We start from the raw sequence: 15,487 nt of genomic DNA on the forward strand, positions 1-15,487 counted from the left end.
CGCCTCAGTCGAGATTGGCGATGTAGCGATGCGCCGCCGTGTCCAGCAGCGTGACGCGGCGCTCCACCGGGCGGTCCTGCAGGTCGAAGGCGATGCGGGCGATCTCCAGCAGGGGCGCGCCCTCCTCCAGCCCCAGCAGCCCGGCATCGTCCGGCGCGGCGGCGATGGCGGCCAGGCGTTCCTCCGCCCGCGCGATCGTCACGCCATGGTCGCGCTGGTACAGGACGTAGAGTTCATCCGTCATCTCCCGGCCCACCGGCAGGGCGAAGCCCGGGAAGCGCGCTTCGGGCAGCCAGATTCGTTCCAGGATGCAGGCGGCGCCGGCGATCAGCCGTGCGCGCTTCACGCGATGCAGGGCCGCGCCCGCCGCCAGGCCGAGTGGCTGGGCTTCCTCCGCGCTGGCCGCGACCGTCGCGCATTCCAGCACATGGCTGGTCGGCGCGCGGCGCTGCCCGTCCAGCGCGGTGATGCGGAAGAAATGGAACAGCGCGCGTTCGGAGGTATGGGCGGCGACGAAGGTGCCCCTGCCCTGCCGCCGCTCGATCAGCCGCCGCCGTTCCAGCCCCCCCAGCGCCTTCCGCACCGTGCCCGGGGAGACGCCGAGTTCCGCGGCCAGATCGGGCTCCGGCGGGATCATGCTGCCCGGCGCCCAGAATCCCTCCGCGATCCGGCGCATCAGGATCGCTTCCGTCTGCGCGTAGAGGGGGCGGGAATCAGGGCGCAGCGCGTTCATCGCTTCAGCGTCGGCGCCGGCTGCCCGTCCAGCACCACATTCACCACGGCCGGCTTGCCGGAGGCGATGGCCCGGTCGATGGCCGGCCCGATCTCCGCCACTTCCGTCACCTGTTCCCCATGCCCGCCGAGGGCCACCGCCACCAGATCGTAGCGGGTGCCAGGGGCAAGTTCGCAGCCATGGGCGCGGTTGGCGCCATAGTCCCGGATCTGGATCTGGTGTTCGGCATTCCAGCGGCTGTCATTGCCGACCACGGCGACGAAGGGCAGGCCGTGGCGGGCGGCCGTGTCGATCTCCGCCATGTGGAAGCCGAAGGACCCATCGCCCATCAGCGCGATGACGGGTGCGGGGCGCGCGGCGCGGGCGCCAATCCCAAACGGAATCCCGACGCCGATGGCGCCGGCCACGCCGTTCACGGCGCGGGTCGCGGCCTTCACCATCGCCATGCCCCACTGCCCGATCTCGCCCCCGTCGCAGATGAAGGTGGCGCCGTGGCGGGCGACCGCGTCGTTCACGGCGGCGCAGAGCGTCGCGGACCGGATCGGCCCAGCCGCCTGCGGCGTGGACCACTCGGCGGGCCGCCAGGTGATCGCTTCCCGCACCGTGGCCGCCCATTCCGCATGGCCGGGCTTCACGGCGGCCGTCAGCGCGGTGATGGCGCTGGTCGGGTCGGCGATGGCGGCCAGGACCAGCCTCTCCCCCAGCAGCGCCTGGGCGCGGCCGACCAGCGCGGCCTCCGGCTCCAGCAGGATGAAGCGGCAATCCGCCGGCATCGGCTTGCCGAAGCCCAGCGTGAAGTCGAGCGGCTTGCCGATCAGCACCACCAGATCCGCCTGGCCCAGAACCTCCCGCAGCAGGCCGAGCGTCGGGTCCGCCAGGCCGCGCGGCGATTGCATGGGCAGGACCGGCAGGCCGGATGCCGCCTCCAGCGCCCGCTGCAGCGCGAAGCCGGCGGGGGTGCAGAGGGCGGGCGGCGCCACCAGCACCGGCCTGGCCGCCCCCGCGATGGCCTGCGCGACCAGCCCCGCCGTGGTGGGCGACAGCTTCATCGGCGTGATGGCGGGGGTGGGCACGGGCGCATCCACCGCCTCCGCCTCCAGCACATCGGTGGGCAGGGACAAATGCACGGGGCCGGGGCGCCCGGACATCGCGAGGGAGACGGCCTTGGCCACATCCGCCGCCATGCCGGCGGCCGTCTGCGCCGCCCAGGCCGCCTTGGCCGCCGGCGCCGCCATCGCCACCTGGTCCAGTTCCTGGAAGGCGCCGAGGCCGATCTGGTTCAGCGGCGCATGGCCCGACAGCAGCAGAACCGGGACCTCCCCCTGCCAGGCGGTGCAGAGCGCGGCGGCGGCATTGGCATGGCCCTGCCCCCCCGTCACCAGCGCGACACCCACCTGCCCCGTCAGCCGCGCCCAAGCATCGGCCATGTGCACCGCGGCCGCTTCGTGGCGGGTGTGCACGATCTCGATCCCCGATCCCACCAGCGCGTCATAGACCGGCATGATGTGGTTGCCGGAGAGGGAGAAGATCCGCCCCACCCCCGCCGCCTGGAGGCCCTTCACCAGGATGTCGGCGCCGCGCAATGTCATGGATGATACGCTCCGGATCAGGGTCTTGTGTCTGATACAAGACCATGCAAGCCTCTGATCATGCAAGGGGAGGACGGCGTTGAGCGAGGCATCGCCCAGACTTCGCGTCCGCGTCTGGCGCGGTAACGCCGAAGGCGGCGCGCTGGCGGAATACGCGGTGCCGGCGCGGGCCAACCAGACGGTGCTGGACGTCGTCACCCACATCCAGCGGGAGGTCGATCCCACCCTCGCCTATCGCTTCGCCTGCCGCGTCGGCATGTGCGGGTCCTGCGCCATGGTGGTGAATGGCCGCCCGCGCTGGACCTGCCGCACCCATGTCAGCCGTGTCGCGAAGGATGGCGCGCTGGAATTGCGGCCGCTGGCCAACCTGCCGGTGATCCGCGACCTGGCCACCGACATGGCCCCCTTCTTCGACAAATGGGCCAAGGCCCGCGGCAGCTTCCAGCCCAAGGACGCGCCCGATGGCGCGGTGCCGGAGGAATTCGCCCCGGGGGATTTCGCCGTGGGGGATTTCGCCGTGGTCCCCCCGGCTTCGAAGCAGCGGGAGGCCGCGGATGCCGGGATCGAGTGCATCGGCTGCGGCGTCTGCTACGCCGGCTGCGACATCGTCGCCTGGAACCCGGACTACCTCGGCCCCGCCGCGCTGAACCGGGCCTGGACGCTGGTGAATGATGTGCGGGACGGCGGGAAGAAGGACCGGCTGGCGGCGGTGGCCGGCGATGCGGGCTGCCATGCCTGCCATTCCACCCAATCCTGCACCGCCCATTGCCCGAAGGGCATCGACCCTTCCGGCGCCATCGCCGGGCTCAAGCGGGGCATCTTCTGGGGCGTGCGATGAACGGCGTGCAGCTCTGGGCCGTGCAGCGCGGCACGGCGATGATCCTGGCGGTGGCGGTGGTCGTGCACCTCGTCACCATCCTGGTCGCGGTGCGGGGCGGGCTTTCGGCGGCCGAGATCATCGGCCGCACGCAAGGCAGCTGGGCCTGGCTCGGCTTCTACAGCGTCTTCGCGCTGGCGGCGGGGCTGCATGGCGCGATCGGGCTGCGCGCCATCGCGGCGGAATGGGCGGGCTGGCGCGGGCGGGGCTTCGACCTGGCCTGGGTGGCGATCGGCCTGCTGACGGCGGCCTTCGGCATCCGCGCCGCCTTCGGGCTGTTTGGCGCATGAGTCGCTGGCGCGGCCGCGGCCACCCCGCCTGGATCGCCTTCCTGGTCCATCGCCTGTCCGGCCTGGCGCTGGCGCTGTTCCTGCCCCTGCATTTCTGGGCGCTGGGCCATGCCATCCGGGGGGAGGCCGCGCTGGACGGCTTTCTCCGATGGACCGACAACCCGGTGCTGAAGGCCGCCGAGACGGTCCTTGTGGTGCTGCTGGCCGCGCATCTCGCGGGCGGGCTCAGGGTGCTGGCGCTGGAATTCCTGGGCTGGCGGGCGCAGCAGAAGACGATGGTCGCGGCCTCCGCCGGCATCGCCTTCGCCACGGGGCTGCTGTTCCTGCTGAACCTCGGCGCATGAACACGGCGATGCTGGTGATGGTGGGCGCCTGCTTCGTGGCGGCCTTCGCCTCCGGCATGGCCGGCTTCGCCTTCAACCTGATCGCCGCCGGTATCCTGTTCCACTGGCTGCCGCCGCAGGAGACGGCGCCGGTGCTGGTGGTGGGGTCCTTCCTGATCCAACTCGGCACCATCCGCGCCGTGCTGCCCGCCATGCGCTGGGCGGTGCTGCGGCCCTATGTCGTGGGCGGCGTGCTGGGCACGCCACTCGGCATCCTGGTGCTGAAGGTGACCAGCGCGCAGGCCATCACGGCGGGCGTCGGCGCGCTGCTGGTAGTCTATGCCGGCTACACCCTGGCCCGCATCGCCCTGAAGCGCGCGCCGCATGCCTTCACCACCGGCCCCCTGCCCGATGCCGGCATCGGCTTCGCCGGCGGCGTGCTGGGCGGCATCGGCGGCTTCTCCGGCGCGCTGCCGGCGATGTGGGGGGACCTCAAGGGGCTCCGGAAGGATGAGGCCCGCGCCATCTTCCAGCCCTTCATCATCGCCATGCAGGCGCTGGCCACGATCGGCCTTCTGGCCGGTGGCTTCTTCACCGCCGACAGCGCCATCATGCTGCTGGCCTGCCTGCCCGCGCTGGCCGCCGGCGCCTGGCTCGGCGTCCGTGCCTATGGCCTGATCCCGCCGGAGGGGTTTCGCCTGGTGTTGCTGGTGCTGCTGCTGCTCTCCGGCCTGTCGCTGGTGGTGTGAGGGAGGAAGAACGATGACGCTGATGACGAGGCAGGGTGTGGAACCGCTCCGCATCGCGCCGGAGGCGATCGAGGAAGCGGCCAAGCTGCTCTACATCCGCGCGCTGAAGATCCTCCCCGACGACATCAAGGCGGGCTTCTCCACCCTGGTCGCGACGGAGACGGACGGGACCGCGCAATCCATCCTGGCCACGATGGTCGAGAATATCGGCGTGGCGGAGCGGACGGAGAACCTGCTCTGCCAGGACACCGGCATCCCCATCTTCAATGTCGAGATCGGCCGCAACGTCGAACTCGATGGCTGGGCGCTGAAGCAGGCGATCCGCCGCGGGACGGAACGCGCCACGCGCGAACACCCGCTGCGCAGCTCCGTCGTCCACCCCATCACCCGCCAGAACGAGCATACGAGCTGCGGCACGCATGTTCCCGTGATCAACATCGACTTCGTGGAGGAGGAGCGCGTGCTGCGCCTGGCCATGATCCCGAAGGGATCGGGCAGCGAGAACGGCTCCTTCCTCCAGATGCTGATCCCGGCGGATGGGCTCGCCGGCGTGAAGCGCTTCGTCATCGATGCCGCGATGAAGGCCGGCGGCAAGGTCTGCCCGCCGACCATCATGGGCATCGGCATCGGCGGCACCAGCGATCTCTGCATGCACCTGGCCAAGGTCGCCGCGACGCGGCCGCTCGGTTCGCGCTGCGCGGATGAGCAGGGCGCGGCGCTGGAGGTTTCGCTGGCCGATGCGGTGAACAGCCTCGGCATCGGCCCCCAGGGCCTGGGCGGCGACAGCACCGCCTTCGCCGTGCATGTGGAGGTCGCGGCGACCCACATCACGATGAACCCCGTCGCCGTCAACATCCAGTGCCACAGCGCGCGCCGCGCCTCCGCCACCTTCACGCCGGATGGCGTGAGCATCGGGTTCTGACGCCATGGCGCATCACACGCTGCACATGCCCTGCACCGAGGCCGATATCCGCAAGCTGCGGATCGGCGACCACGTCACGCTTCAGGACACGCTGTTCGGCATCCGCGACGCCACGCAGATCCACATGTTCGACCATGGCCGCCGCACGCGCTTCGACCTGCGCGGCCATGCCGTGATCCACACGGCGCCCAATGTCCGCAAGGTGGACAAGCGCGCCACGAATGACAGCGGCTATGAGGCCGTCTGCATCGGCACCACCACGTCGGACCGCATGGAACGCTTCACCCGCCCCCTGATGGAGCGCGAGGGCGTGCGCATCATCATCGGCAAGGGCGGCCTGCGTGAATCGTCACAACAGGCTTTCGCCGATCTCGGCGGCGTCTACCTCGCCATCATCGGCGGCACCGCGGCGCTGGAGACAACCTGGATCGAGGCGATCGAGGATGTTGACCTCGACGATCTGAACCCTGAAAGCCTCTGGCGCTTCCGAATCCGTGACTTCGGCCCCCTGCTGGTGGCCATGGACAGCCATGGCGGAAGCCTCTTCGCTGAGGTCCAGCAGAAGGTCCAGGACCGGCGCGCCGCCGCGCTGGCCCGATTGGGGGTTACATGATCGCCATCGTCGTCGTTGCCGTGGGTGTCCTGATCGCCGTTCTCGTCGGCGCGTCCGACGGAAGTTCCCAGCCCCTGCCGCAGAACCCGCCCGTGACGCAGGAGGCCCCCGTTCAAACTGATTGCGGCTGCGGCGTGCCGTCATCCCCGAGAGGGCCGCGATGACGCGCATCCGCCACCACACCACGGACATCCTCGTCCTCGGCTCCGGCGGCGCCGGCCTGCTGGGCGCGCTGCACGCCAAGGCGGGCGCGCCGGACCTCAAGGTGACGGTCGCGGTGAAGGGGCTTCTGGGAAAGTCCGGCTGCACCCGCATGGTCCAGGGTGGCTACAACGTCGCCCTCGCCGCGGCGGACTCGGCCGAGCGTCATTTCATGGACACGCTCGATGGCGGCAAATGGCTGAATGACCAGGACCTCGCCTGGACTCTGGTCACGGTCGCGCAACAGCGTATCCGCGAACTCGAAAACCGCTGGGGCTGCTTCTTCGATCGCAACGCGGACGGCACGATCCACCAGAAGGCCTTCGCCGGCCAGACCTTCGACCGCACCGTCCACAAGGGCGATTTGACCGGCATCGAGATCATCAACCGCCTGGCCGAACAGACCTGGGCGCGCGGGATCGAGCGGCTGGAGGAACACCGCGCCCTCGCCCTGATCCCGTCCAAGGACGGCGCCCGTATCAGCGGCGTGCTGCTGCTGGATATCCGTTCCGGTGACTATGTTTTCGCGAAGGCCAAGGCCGTGCTGCTCGGCACCGGCGGCGGCCCGACCATGTACACCTACCACACCCCCTCCGGCGACAAATCCTGCGACGGCATGGCGATGGCGCTGCGCGCCGGCCTCAGGCTGCGGGACATGGAGATGGTGCAGTTCCATCCGACCGGCGTCCTCGCCGGCCCCGGCACGCGCATGACCGGCACGATCATCGAGGAAGGGCTGCGCGGCTCCGGCGGTTTTCTGCTCGGCGGTGACGGCAGCCGCTTCATGCACAAGTATGACCCGCGTGGCGAACGAGCCACCCGCGACATCGTGAGCCGCGCGATGTACCGGGAGATGCTCTCGAAAAACACGAACGAGCATGGTGGCCTCTACATCGCCATGGCGCATCTCGGCCCCGATCGCGTGCGGCGCGAATTCAAGGGCATGGTGGAACGCTGCGCCGATATGGGGTTCGACCTGGCCGGCGGGCAGGTGCCGGTGGTGCCGACCGCGCATTACATGATGGGCGGCCTCATCTTCCGCCCCGATGGCAGCACGGATCTCCCGGGCCTCTTCGCGGCCGGGGAGGATACCGGCGGCGTCCACGGCGCGAACCGCCTGGGTGGCAATGGCGTCGCCAACTCCACCGTCTTCGGCGGCATCGCCGGCGACAGCATGGCGCGCTTTGTGCCCCGCCACGGCGCCTTCGAAGACCCCTGCCCCACCGCGCTCGATGCCGCCATCGCGCTCGCCGAAGCCCCCTTCGCCAGGCCCGCCCGCAGCCTCACGCCGCTGCGCGACGCGCTGCACAAGCTGATGTGGGACAAGGCCGGCATCCTCCGCGACGAAGCCGGGCTGAACGAAGCCGCCAGCGGCCTCGATGCGCTCGAAGCCGATCTCGACACGACCGGCATCGCCGATGGCGCGCGGGGCTTCGACCTGGCCTGGCAGGAATGGCTCAACCTCCGCTCTCTGCTGCTGGTCAGCCGCGCCATCGTCACCGCGGCGCAGGCCCGCCGGGAAAGCCGCGGCGCCCATTTCCGGGAGGATTTCCCGCAGACCGACAGCGACAGCGCCGGCCTCAGCGCCACCATCACGACGCTGCGCGCGGATAACCGCATCGCGCTGGACTGGCAGCCCGTCTCCTTCAGCCGCATCCGCCCCGGGGAGAGCCTGCTGCCCGCCGCCGCCGAATAGTCACGCCCGTCACGGCAACCGGCGCGGACCCCGCCCCGTTCCTCTGCCACGGCCGCCAATTGGGCGGCGCGGGTGACGGAGGAATTCAAGCCATGGACGACATTTCCAAGCTGATGATCGACCAGCTCAAGGACGCCTACAGCGCCGAACGTCAGGCGCTGCGGGCCATGCCGAAGATGCTGAAGAACGCGACGCACCCCGCACTCAAGCAGTGCATCCAGATGCATATGGAACAGACCGAGGGCCAGGTGGAGCGCATCGAGCAGGCGCTCGAGATGATCGGCGGCAAGCCCGGCCGGAAGGTGTGCGAGGCGATGCGCGGCCTGGTCGAGGAAGCGACCCATGAGATGGAGGAGAATGACCGCGGGGAGATGATGGACGTCCTCATCATCGCCGCCGGCCAGCGGATCGAGCATTACGAGATCGCGGCCTATGGGACGATGGTCTCCCTCGCCAAGGCCGCCGGGCAGCCGAAGCTGGCCGAGCTTCTCGCCCAGACCCTGGCGGAGGAGAAGGCGACCGACGAGAAGCTGACGCAGGTCGCGGAAGCCGAGGTCAACCCCGCCTTCATCCAATCCGCCAAGGGCGAGCCGGCGGAGGACACGACCGCGAACGAGAACCGCCGCGGCGGCCGTCGCAAGGCGTCCTGATGAAACCCCCGCCGGGTGCGCCCGGCGGGGCCTTCCGCCGCTTGACAGGCTCGCCCCGCCGTCGCCAACAATGGCGCATGGGGGCCGTCGCGATCGCCTCGTGAGGCGCCAGCCCAAGCATCGCGTCCACTCACCCCGGATGGACGCCCATGCCTTCCCACACTTCGATCACGGTGCAGCAACTCGCCCGGCAGGTCGGGCTGCCCGGCGCGCCGGTCATCCTCGATGTCCGGACGCCGGATGACGTGGCCGATGACCCGCGCCTGCTGCCCGCCAGCGACCGGCGATCCCATGCCGACGTCGCCAACTGGGCCGCGGCATTCGATGACCACGACGTGGTCGTGGTCTGCCAGCGCGGCCTTAAGCTCAGCGAGGGTGTCGCCGCCTGGCTGCGGCATGAGGGCGCGCGGGCGGAGGTGCTGGAAGGCGGCTTCGTCGCCTGGCGCGACGCCCGCATGCCCCTGGTGGAACCCGCCGCCATCCCGCCGCGGGATGCACAGGGCCGCACGGTCTGGGTGACGCGCGCGCGCCCCAAGGTGGACCGCATCGCCTGCCCCTGGCTGATCCGCCGCTTCGTCGATCCCTCCGCCGTCTTCCTCTTCGTCGCGGCATCGCAGGTGGAGGCGGTGGCGGAACGCTTCGGCGCCACCCCCTTCGACATCGAGGGCGTCTTCTGGACCCATCGCGGCGATGGCTGCACCTTCGACACGATGCTGGAGGAGTTCGGCCTGCGCACGCCCACGCTCGAACGGCTCGCGCTGCTGGTGCGCGGCGCCGATACGTCGCGCCCCGACCTCGCGCCCCAGGCGGCCGGGCTGCTCGCCGCCTCGCTCGGCCTGTCGCGCCTGCACCGGGACGATTTGGCGCAGCTGGACGCCGGCATCGCGCTCTACGACGCCTTCCACCTCTGGTGCCGCGACGCGACGGAGGAGGTGCATGACTGGTCCGCACCGGGGCCCCGCTGATGGACACGCAACAGAGCCCCGCCTTCCCCACGCTGAAGGAAGCCGCCCCCGTCTGGTGGCGCATCGGGCTGCTCAGCTTCGGCGGCCCCGCCGCGCAGATCGCGCTGATGCACCGGGAGGTGGTGGAACAGCGCCACTGGATCTCCGATGCGCGGTTCCTGCACGCGCTGAATTTCTGCATGCTGCTGCCGGGGCCGGAGGCGCAGCAGCTTGCCACCTATCTCGGCTGGCTGATGCATGGCGTGAAGGGCGGGCTGCTGGCCGGCCTCGCCTTCATCCTGCCCGGTGTGGCGGTGATGCTGGCGCTGACCATCCTCTACGCCACGCTGGGCGATGTGCCGCTCGTGGGCGCGCTGTTCTTCGGCCTGAAATGCGCCGTGCTGGTGCTGGTGGTGGAAGCCCTGATCCGCGTCGCGCGGCGCGCGCTGAAGGGGGGCATCGCCTGGGGCATGGCGCTGGCGGCCTTCGTCGCGTTGTTCGCCTTCGATGTCCCCTTCCCCGCGGTCGTGCTGGTGGCGGCCCTCGTCGGCTATGCGCTGCCGCAGGCTTTCGCCGGCGGTGGCCATGGCGCGGCCAAGGCGGGGCCGCCGGCGCTGCTGGATGCGCTGATCGCGGCCGATCCCGGCCGCATCCCGGCCATGACGGCCGCCGCCCGCCGCGCCGGGCTGGTGGCGCTGGCGCTCTGGGTCTGGCCGGTGGCGATGCTGATGGGCGCCGGCACCTTCGGCGACATCGCCTGGTTCTTCTCCAAGATGGCGGTGGTCACCTTCGGCGGCGCCTATGCCGTGCTGGCCTATGTCGCGCAGGAAGCGGTGGAGTTCCATGGCTGGCTGTCCGCCGCCGACATGCTGGCCGGCCTCGGCCTGGCGGAGACGACGCCCGGGCCGCTGATCCTGGTCCTGCAATTCGTGGGCTTCCTGGCGGCCTTCCGGGATGGCGGCATCCTGGGCGGCACGCTGGGCGCCCTTCTCACGGTCTGGGTCACCTTCACCCCCTGCTTCGCCTTCATCTTCCTCGGCGCCCCCTTCGTGGAGACGCTGCACGCCAATCCACGCCTCAAGGGCGCGCTGGCGGGGGTGACGGCGGCGGTGGTGGGCGTGATCGCCAACCTGGCGCTCTGGTTCTCGCTGCGCGTCATCTTCGCGCAGGTGGAGAAGCTGGCGATCGGCCCGATGGTGCTGGACGTGCCGGACCCGCTGTCGCTGGTGCCCGATGCGGCGGCGCTGAGCGCGCTGGCGGCGGTGTGCCTGTTCGTCCTGAAGCTCGGCGTGGTGCGGACGCTGGCGGTGACCGCCGCGGCGGGCTTCGCGGCCCGCACGCTACTGGGCTGAACGCCGTCAGGCGGCGGGAAGGCTTTCCGCCGCCAGGATGCCCATCAGCCGCCCGGCATCCTGGCCCGGCGCGAAGACCGCCAGGCTGCCCTCGGGATACTCGGCCTGCGCCAGCCCGCGGCCGAGCACCATGCCGAGCGGCACGATATGCCCCACCAGGATGTCCGTGGCACCAGCGGCGGAGGGCCTGCCCGTCCGCGCCCTGAGCCAGGCGATCTGGCGGGCGAGTTGCGCGGCATCGGGCGTGTAGTCATCCGCGGTCAGCAGCGGCTCCACCACCGCGGCCGCACCGAAGGCGAGTTCCGCCGTATCCCGCGCCCGGAAGACCGGGCTCGTCAGCACCTGCCCCAGCGGCACGCCGAGGGCGGCCAGCGCGCGCCCGGTGCGGCGCGACTGTTCCCGCCCCGCCTCGTTGAGGTTCCGCTGCCCGGCGCGGTTGGAGAGGTCCCCCGTGTCCACCTGGCTGCGATCCGTGATGCCGTGCCGCATGACGACAACGACACCCCCGGCGCGCAGCGCCGCGATCAGCGCGCGCGCGGCCTCCCCCTGCGCGGTGGCGGCGAAGCCGGGCCGCGCCAGCAGGAGGGCGGGCGCGGCGAGGAGGAAACGGCGGCGCATCAGCCCAGCGTGAAGGCTTCGTGCACCGCCGTCTTGATGCCGCCGCCGACGATCGGGCCGCCGCCGGCGACGTAGATGAAGTCCCCGATCGTCACCGCGCCCATGCCGTGGCGGGGCGTCGGCATCGGGGCGTGGTGCTGCCAGGTGTCGGAGGCCGGGTCGTAGCTTTCCATCTGGCCATGCACCTGGCCGGTCAGCTCCCGGTTCACGAAGACGCCGCTTTCGCCGCCCATGGCGAAGAAGCGGCCGCGATAGACCACCAGGCCATGGCCGGAACGCGGCGTCGGCAGGGGTGACCGCGTGGTCCACTGGTCCGCCGCCGGGTCGTACACATGGTGCAGGCCGGTATTGTATTCGAAGGTGTTGAAGCGGCCGCCGACGATGTGGATCAGGCCGTTATGGACGACGACGCCCGCATGGTCCCGCGCGCCGGGCAGGGCCTTGCGGCGCTCCCAGCGATCCGCCTGCGGGTCATAGACCTCATGCCAGCCGACCGAGGCGCGTTCCGTGTCGGGGTTCGACGCGCCACCGATGTGGTGGATCTTCCCCCCCACCGCCGCCAGCGCGCCGGCGCCGCGCGGGCGCGGCATGTCCGCGATGCGGTCCCAGCGATCGGCGGCCACGTCATAGGCGAAGGCCAGCACATCCGCCTGGCGGTTCTGCGCGGTGAAGCCGCCGAAGGCGTAGATCTTCCCCGCGCTGGCGACGACGCCGACATGGTTGGCGCCGCGCGGCAGGCGGGCCTTCTCCACCCAGCTGTTCGCCGCCGGGTCGAAGACGTGGTGGTAGCTGTTGTCCACCCGCTGCTCGGCATAGCCGCCGATGACATGCAGCTTGTTGTCCCATTCCGCGGCCCAGGCCATTTCCGTGCGCGGCAGCGGCAGCGTCGCGCGCTCCACCCAGCGGCCGGGGGGGCCGACGGGGGCGGGGCTGTCCACGAAGCGCTGCGCATATTGCGCGGGGGTCAGCGTGACGGGGCCGGCGCCCCGCAGCGGCGCCATCCGGTCCGACGGGATGGGCAGGCCGTGATGCGGCGCCGCCTGCTGCGCCCGCGCGGCCCCCGCACCCCCCAGAAGCGCCGCCGCGCCGCCCAGAATCGTCCTGCGGTTCATGTCCCGATCCCCCTGATAATGAATCCCAGATAGCGAAAGGGTGACATCCCTGAAAGGGGGAAATCCGGCCTGCCGGCGCGAGTCCTGGTGGCGCCCGCCGGGGCGAACAGCCGGGCATGGAACCATCGCCCGCGGCGAACGATAGGTCCCGTTGGATGGCCCGGCCCCGGCGACCGGGCGGCGGGCCGCCCCGTACCAGGAGCCGATGAATGCCTCGCCTTGCCCTGATCCTCGCGCCGCTGTTGGCGCTGGCCGCCTGTTCCGATCCCGATGACCGCGACCAGCGGGCGCTGGCGGGTGCCGCCATCGGCACCGGCGCCGGTGCGCTGATCGGCTCCGTCACCGGCAGCGCCGGGCGCGGCGCGCTGATCGGCGGCGCCCTCGGCACCCTGGCCGGGGCGCTCACCCCGCCGCCGCAGCCCGAGGCCATCCCCGGGGAGCCGCGCCTCGCCCAGCCCTACGATCCTCGCCATGGCGGCTGGCATGACCAATACGGCCAATGGCACTATGGACAGCCGCCGCAGGGCTACCAGCCGAACTACAAGTAGCGTCCCGGCCAGCAGCCACATCACCGATCCTTTCACCGCCGTGCTAACTGGGCGGCTACCGTTGCGCGCTCTATTGTGTGGCGGAGGATCCCGGTTCCCATGCGCCTGCCTCGTCGTGCCGTGCCGGGCCTGGTGGCCAGCGCCCTGGCCACGCCCATCCTTGCCCCGCGGGCGGAGGAAGCGGTCCTGCGCGCGGGCGGCACCGGCATGGTGCTCGCCGCCATGCGCCGCCTCGGCGCGCTCTACGCGGCGCTGCATCCCGGGCGCGGGTTGGACCTCCTGCCCAGCCTCGGCACCGGCGGCGGCATCCGCGCCCTGCTGGCCCGCGCCATCGACCTCGGCCTTCTCGCCCGCCCCCTGCTGCCGGAGGAAGCGGCCCGTGGCCTGCGCGCGCGCGCCTTTGCCCGGACCGCGATCGCCATCGTCACCGGCGGCGGCACGGCCAGCGCGACCATCACCCAGGACCAGTTCGCCGCCATCCTGCGCGGGGAGGTGACGAACTGGCCGGAGGGCAACCGCCTCCGCCTGGTGCGGCGGGAGGCGTCGGACGCGGACTGGCAGTTGCTGACGGCCCTGTCGCCGGAGATGGCGCGCAGTGTCGCCATCGCGCATCGGCGCCCCGGCCTCGTCACCGTCGGCACGGACCAGGAGAATGCGGAAGCGCTGCAGGCCATGGCCGGCTCGATCGGTATGATGTCCATCGGCCAGCTGCGGGCGGAGGCGCTGCGCCTGCGCCCCCTGGCGCTGGATGGCGTGGTGCCCGACCTGGCGGCGGTGGAAGCGGGGCGCTACCCGCTCTCCCGCACATTGCACATCGCCTGGGCCGCGGACGCAGCCCCGGGCGTGGCCCCCTTTCTCGATTTCCTCGCCGGGGATGATGCGCGCACGACGCTGATGAACCTCGGCTACGGTCCGCCGCCGCCGTGACCGGCCTGGATACCGGGCGGATCGACCCGCGCATCGTGCGGGTCATCACGGCGCTCGCCCTCACCGTCTCCATCCTCATCATGGTGGCGCTGCCGGCGGCCTATTTCATCGCCGCGCGCGTCTCCATCACCGCCACCCTCCAGGCACGCGCCGGGTCGGCGGCGAATGTCATGACCGAATTCGTCACCCGCAATCCGGACCACTGGGTCTATGAGAATGCGCGGATCACCGGACGCCTGGTCCCCTTCACCGAGGCCGTCGCCCCGAAGCACTGGCGCATCCTGGACCGGACGGGCGCGCAGGTCGCCACCCTCGGGACGCCCGCCACGAAGCCGGCCATCACGGTCAGCCAGCCCATCTACGATTCCGGCGTGGTCGCCGGGGCGGTGGAGGTCTCCCGTTCCATCAGCGATGTCCTGGCCTGGACCGTCTTCCTGGCCGTGATCGGCACCGCCCTGGCCGGCGGCTCCTTCCTGCTGCTGCGGACGCTGCCCCTGCGGCTGCTGGCGGAATCGATGGAGCGCCTGGAACGGCTGCAGGCGCTGGAACGGGAACGGGTGGCGCAGCTGGCCCAGGCCTCCAAGCTCGCCCAGCTCGGCGAACTGGCAACCGGCATGGCGCATGAGCTGAACCAGCCGCTGACCGCCATCACCCTGGCCGCCCAGAACGCCATGAAGCAGCTGGAACGCGGGGCGCTGGACGCGCCCAGCCTGGCCGCCCGGCTGGACCGCATCCTGCAGATGGCGCGGCGCGCCTCCACCGTCATCGACCACATGCGCATCTTCGGCCGCATGGATGGCGAGGCGAGCGCCCCCATCACCCTGGCCGCGGCGGTGCGGGGCGCGCGGGACCTGCTGGCCTTCAAGCTGGAACGCCACCGCGTGCGGGTGGTGGACACCCTGCCGCCGGACCTGCCGCCGGTGGTCGGCCAGGCGGTACCGCTGGAACAGGTGCTGGTGAACCTCATCGCCAATGCCTGCGACGCCTATGGGGAGCCTCCGGCGGATGCCGATGCGCCGCCCCGCCTCATCGCCATCGCCGCCGCCGCCACCGAGGGATGGGTCTGCCTGACGGTGCGCGACGAAGCCGGCGGCATCCCGCCCGACATCCTGCCGCGCATCTTCGCGCCCTTCTTCACCACCAAGCCGGTGGGACAGGGCACGGGGCTCGGCCTGTCGATCAGCTACGGCATCATCAACGACATGGGCGGCACGCTGGCGGCCGAGTCCGCCAACGGCAGCACCACCTTTGTCATCACCCTGCCGGCTGGGCCGCGGGACAACCGGCCGGCGGGGCCGGTGAGTGACTTGCCGGCTCCGCCGGCGGGGCCGGCGGGCTGACCC

Annotated in this window: 17 protein-coding genes; 13 read left to right on the plus strand and 4 right to left on the minus strand. The window is 71.4% G+C overall.

The window, feature by feature from the left end:
* Positions 1–4: 4 nt before the first annotated feature.
* Together BM041_RS22495 and BM041_RS22500 are read right to left on the minus strand one after the other, a co-directional pair.
* Positions 5–733, minus strand: a complete 729-nt coding sequence (locus BM041_RS22495) for a GntR family transcriptional regulator (protein WP_092962154.1) — start codon at positions 731–733, stop codon at positions 5–7.
* A complete protein-coding gene (locus BM041_RS22500; RefSeq protein ID WP_092962155.1) occupies positions 730–2,322 on the minus strand; it encodes a thiamine pyrophosphate-binding protein in 1,593 nt (530 codons plus the stop codon). The genes BM041_RS22495 and BM041_RS22500 overlap by 4 nt, the downstream gene beginning before the upstream one ends.
* A gap of 79 nt (positions 2,323–2,401) precedes the next feature.
* Here BM041_RS22500 and BM041_RS22505 point away from each other — a divergent pair, with 79 nt between their 5' ends.
* The 10 genes from BM041_RS22505 to chrA all read left to right on the plus strand — a co-directional run bounded on the left by BM041_RS22505 (position 2,402) and on the right by chrA (position 10,939).
* On the plus strand, positions 2,402–3,160 hold the full coding sequence (locus tag BM041_RS22505) for a succinate dehydrogenase/fumarate reductase iron-sulfur subunit (protein ID WP_092962156.1): 759 nt from the start codon (positions 2,402–2,404) through the stop codon (positions 3,158–3,160).
* Positions 3,157–3,489, plus strand: a complete 333-nt coding sequence (locus BM041_RS22510; protein ID WP_092962157.1) for a succinate dehydrogenase — start codon at positions 3,157–3,159, stop codon at positions 3,487–3,489. The genes BM041_RS22505 and BM041_RS22510 overlap by 4 nt, the downstream gene beginning before the upstream one ends.
* Positions 3,486–3,833, plus strand: a complete 348-nt coding sequence (locus BM041_RS22515) for a succinate dehydrogenase (RefSeq protein ID WP_092962158.1) — start codon at positions 3,486–3,488, stop codon at positions 3,831–3,833. The genes BM041_RS22510 and BM041_RS22515 overlap by 4 nt, the downstream gene beginning before the upstream one ends.
* Positions 3,830–4,561, plus strand: coding sequence for a sulfite exporter TauE/SafE family protein (locus BM041_RS22520; RefSeq protein ID WP_092962159.1), 732 nt, complete (start codon positions 3,830–3,832; stop codon positions 4,559–4,561). Before BM041_RS22515 ends, BM041_RS22520 begins: the two co-directional genes overlap by 4 nt.
* A 13-nt stretch (positions 4,562–4,574) precedes the next feature.
* Positions 4,575–5,483, plus strand: coding sequence for a fumarate hydratase (locus BM041_RS22525; RefSeq protein ID WP_245762226.1), 909 nt, complete (start codon positions 4,575–4,577; stop codon positions 5,481–5,483).
* A 4-nt stretch (positions 5,484–5,487) separates the two neighbouring features.
* Positions 5,488–6,096 carry a fumarate hydratase C-terminal domain-containing protein gene (locus BM041_RS22530; protein ID WP_092962160.1) on the plus strand — a complete coding sequence of 203 codons (609 nt, stop codon included), beginning with the start codon at positions 5,488–5,490 and terminating at the stop codon, positions 6,094–6,096.
* A 160-nt stretch (positions 6,097–6,256) separates the two neighbouring features.
* Positions 6,257–7,993 (plus strand): L-aspartate oxidase, encoded by a 1,737-nt coding sequence (locus BM041_RS22535; protein WP_092962161.1) that lies wholly within the window; start codon positions 6,257–6,259, stop codon positions 7,991–7,993.
* A 92-nt stretch (positions 7,994–8,085) separates the two neighbouring features.
* Positions 8,086–8,643 (plus strand): YciE/YciF ferroxidase family protein, encoded by a 558-nt coding sequence (locus BM041_RS22540; protein ID WP_092962162.1) that lies wholly within the window; start codon positions 8,086–8,088, stop codon positions 8,641–8,643.
* 149 nt (positions 8,644–8,792) lie between these two features.
* Entirely contained in the window at positions 8,793–9,608 is an 816-nt protein-coding gene (locus BM041_RS31530) for a chromate resistance protein ChrB domain-containing protein (protein ID WP_092962163.1), read from the plus strand.
* Positions 9,608–10,939 carry a chromate efflux transporter gene (gene chrA, locus BM041_RS22550; RefSeq protein WP_139226146.1) on the plus strand — a complete coding sequence of 444 codons (1,332 nt, stop codon included), beginning with the start codon at positions 9,608–9,610 and terminating at the stop codon, positions 10,937–10,939. The genes BM041_RS31530 and chrA overlap by 1 nt, the downstream gene beginning before the upstream one ends.
* A gap of 6 nt (positions 10,940–10,945) precedes the next feature.
* On the opposite strand, the gene BM041_RS22555 is transcribed toward chrA, so the two are convergent.
* A complete protein-coding gene (locus BM041_RS22555; RefSeq protein WP_092962164.1) occupies positions 10,946–11,557 on the minus strand; it encodes a histidine phosphatase family protein in 612 nt (203 codons plus the stop codon).
* Positions 11,557–12,669 (minus strand): Kelch repeat-containing protein, encoded by a 1,113-nt coding sequence (locus BM041_RS22560; protein WP_092962165.1) that lies wholly within the window; start codon positions 12,667–12,669, stop codon positions 11,557–11,559. The genes BM041_RS22555 and BM041_RS22560 overlap by 1 nt, the downstream gene beginning before the upstream one ends.
* 209 nt (positions 12,670–12,878) lie before the next feature.
* On the opposite strand from BM041_RS22560, the gene BM041_RS22565 reads away from it, so the two are divergent.
* The 3 genes from BM041_RS22565 (at position 12,879) to BM041_RS22575 (ending at position 15,484) form a co-directional block, all read left to right on the plus strand.
* Complete coding sequence (locus BM041_RS22565) at positions 12,879–13,217, plus strand: YMGG-like glycine zipper-containing protein (protein ID WP_092962166.1); 339 nt, start codon at positions 12,879–12,881, stop codon at positions 13,215–13,217.
* A gap of 99 nt (positions 13,218–13,316) precedes the next feature.
* A complete protein-coding gene (locus tag BM041_RS22570) occupies positions 13,317–14,144 on the plus strand; it encodes a PstS family phosphate ABC transporter substrate-binding protein (RefSeq protein ID WP_092962167.1) in 828 nt (275 codons plus the stop codon).
* Positions 14,141–15,484 (plus strand): sensor histidine kinase, encoded by a 1,344-nt coding sequence (locus BM041_RS22575; protein ID WP_092962168.1) that lies wholly within the window; start codon positions 14,141–14,143, stop codon positions 15,482–15,484. Before BM041_RS22570 ends, BM041_RS22575 begins: the two co-directional genes overlap by 4 nt.
* Positions 15,485–15,487 lie beyond the last annotated feature (3 nt).

Origin of the sequence: Falsiroseomonas stagni DSM 19981 (genome assembly GCF_900114315.1) — a bacterium.
In the GTDB taxonomy this organism is placed as follows: Bacteria; Pseudomonadota; Alphaproteobacteria; order Acetobacterales; family Acetobacteraceae; genus Falsiroseomonas; species Falsiroseomonas stagni.

Bases quoted from the DNA above. Each gene is read 5' to 3' on its own strand.
- BM041_RS22530 (WP_092962160.1), top strand. From the start codon at position 5,488: ATGGCGCATCACACGCTGCACATGCCCTGCACCGAGGCCGATATCCGC.
- BM041_RS22495 (WP_092962154.1), bottom strand. From the start codon at position 733: ATGAACGCGCTGCGCCCTGATTCCCGCCCCCTCTACGCGCAGACGGAA.
- BM041_RS22555 (WP_092962164.1), bottom strand. From the start codon at position 11,557: ATGCGCCGCCGTTTCCTCCTCGCCGCGCCCGCCCTCCTGCTGGCGCGG.
- BM041_RS22535 (WP_092962161.1), top strand. From the start codon at position 6,257: ATGACGCGCATCCGCCACCACACCACGGACATCCTCGTCCTCGGCTCC.
- BM041_RS22570 (WP_092962167.1), top strand. From the start codon at position 13,317: ATGCGCCTGCCTCGTCGTGCCGTGCCGGGCCTGGTGGCCAGCGCCCTG.
- BM041_RS22520 (WP_092962159.1), top strand. From the start codon at position 3,830: ATGAACACGGCGATGCTGGTGATGGTGGGCGCCTGCTTCGTGGCGGCC.
- BM041_RS22510 (WP_092962157.1), top strand. From the start codon at position 3,157: ATGAACGGCGTGCAGCTCTGGGCCGTGCAGCGCGGCACGGCGATGATC.
- BM041_RS22565 (WP_092962166.1), top strand. From the start codon at position 12,879: ATGCCTCGCCTTGCCCTGATCCTCGCGCCGCTGTTGGCGCTGGCCGCC.
- BM041_RS22540 (WP_092962162.1), top strand. From the start codon at position 8,086: ATGGACGACATTTCCAAGCTGATGATCGACCAGCTCAAGGACGCCTAC.
- BM041_RS22515 (WP_092962158.1), top strand. From the start codon at position 3,486: ATGAGTCGCTGGCGCGGCCGCGGCCACCCCGCCTGGATCGCCTTCCTG.
- BM041_RS22500 (WP_092962155.1), bottom strand. From the start codon at position 2,322: ATGACATTGCGCGGCGCCGACATCCTGGTGAAGGGCCTCCAGGCGGCG.
- BM041_RS22560 (WP_092962165.1), bottom strand. From the start codon at position 12,669: ATGAACCGCAGGACGATTCTGGGCGGCGCGGCGGCGCTTCTGGGGGGT.
- chrA (WP_139226146.1), top strand. From the start codon at position 9,608: ATGGACACGCAACAGAGCCCCGCCTTCCCCACGCTGAAGGAAGCCGCC.
- BM041_RS22525 (WP_245762226.1), top strand. From the start codon at position 4,575: ATGACGCTGATGACGAGGCAGGGTGTGGAACCGCTCCGCATCGCGCCG.
- BM041_RS31530 (WP_092962163.1), top strand. From the start codon at position 8,793: ATGCCTTCCCACACTTCGATCACGGTGCAGCAACTCGCCCGGCAGGTC.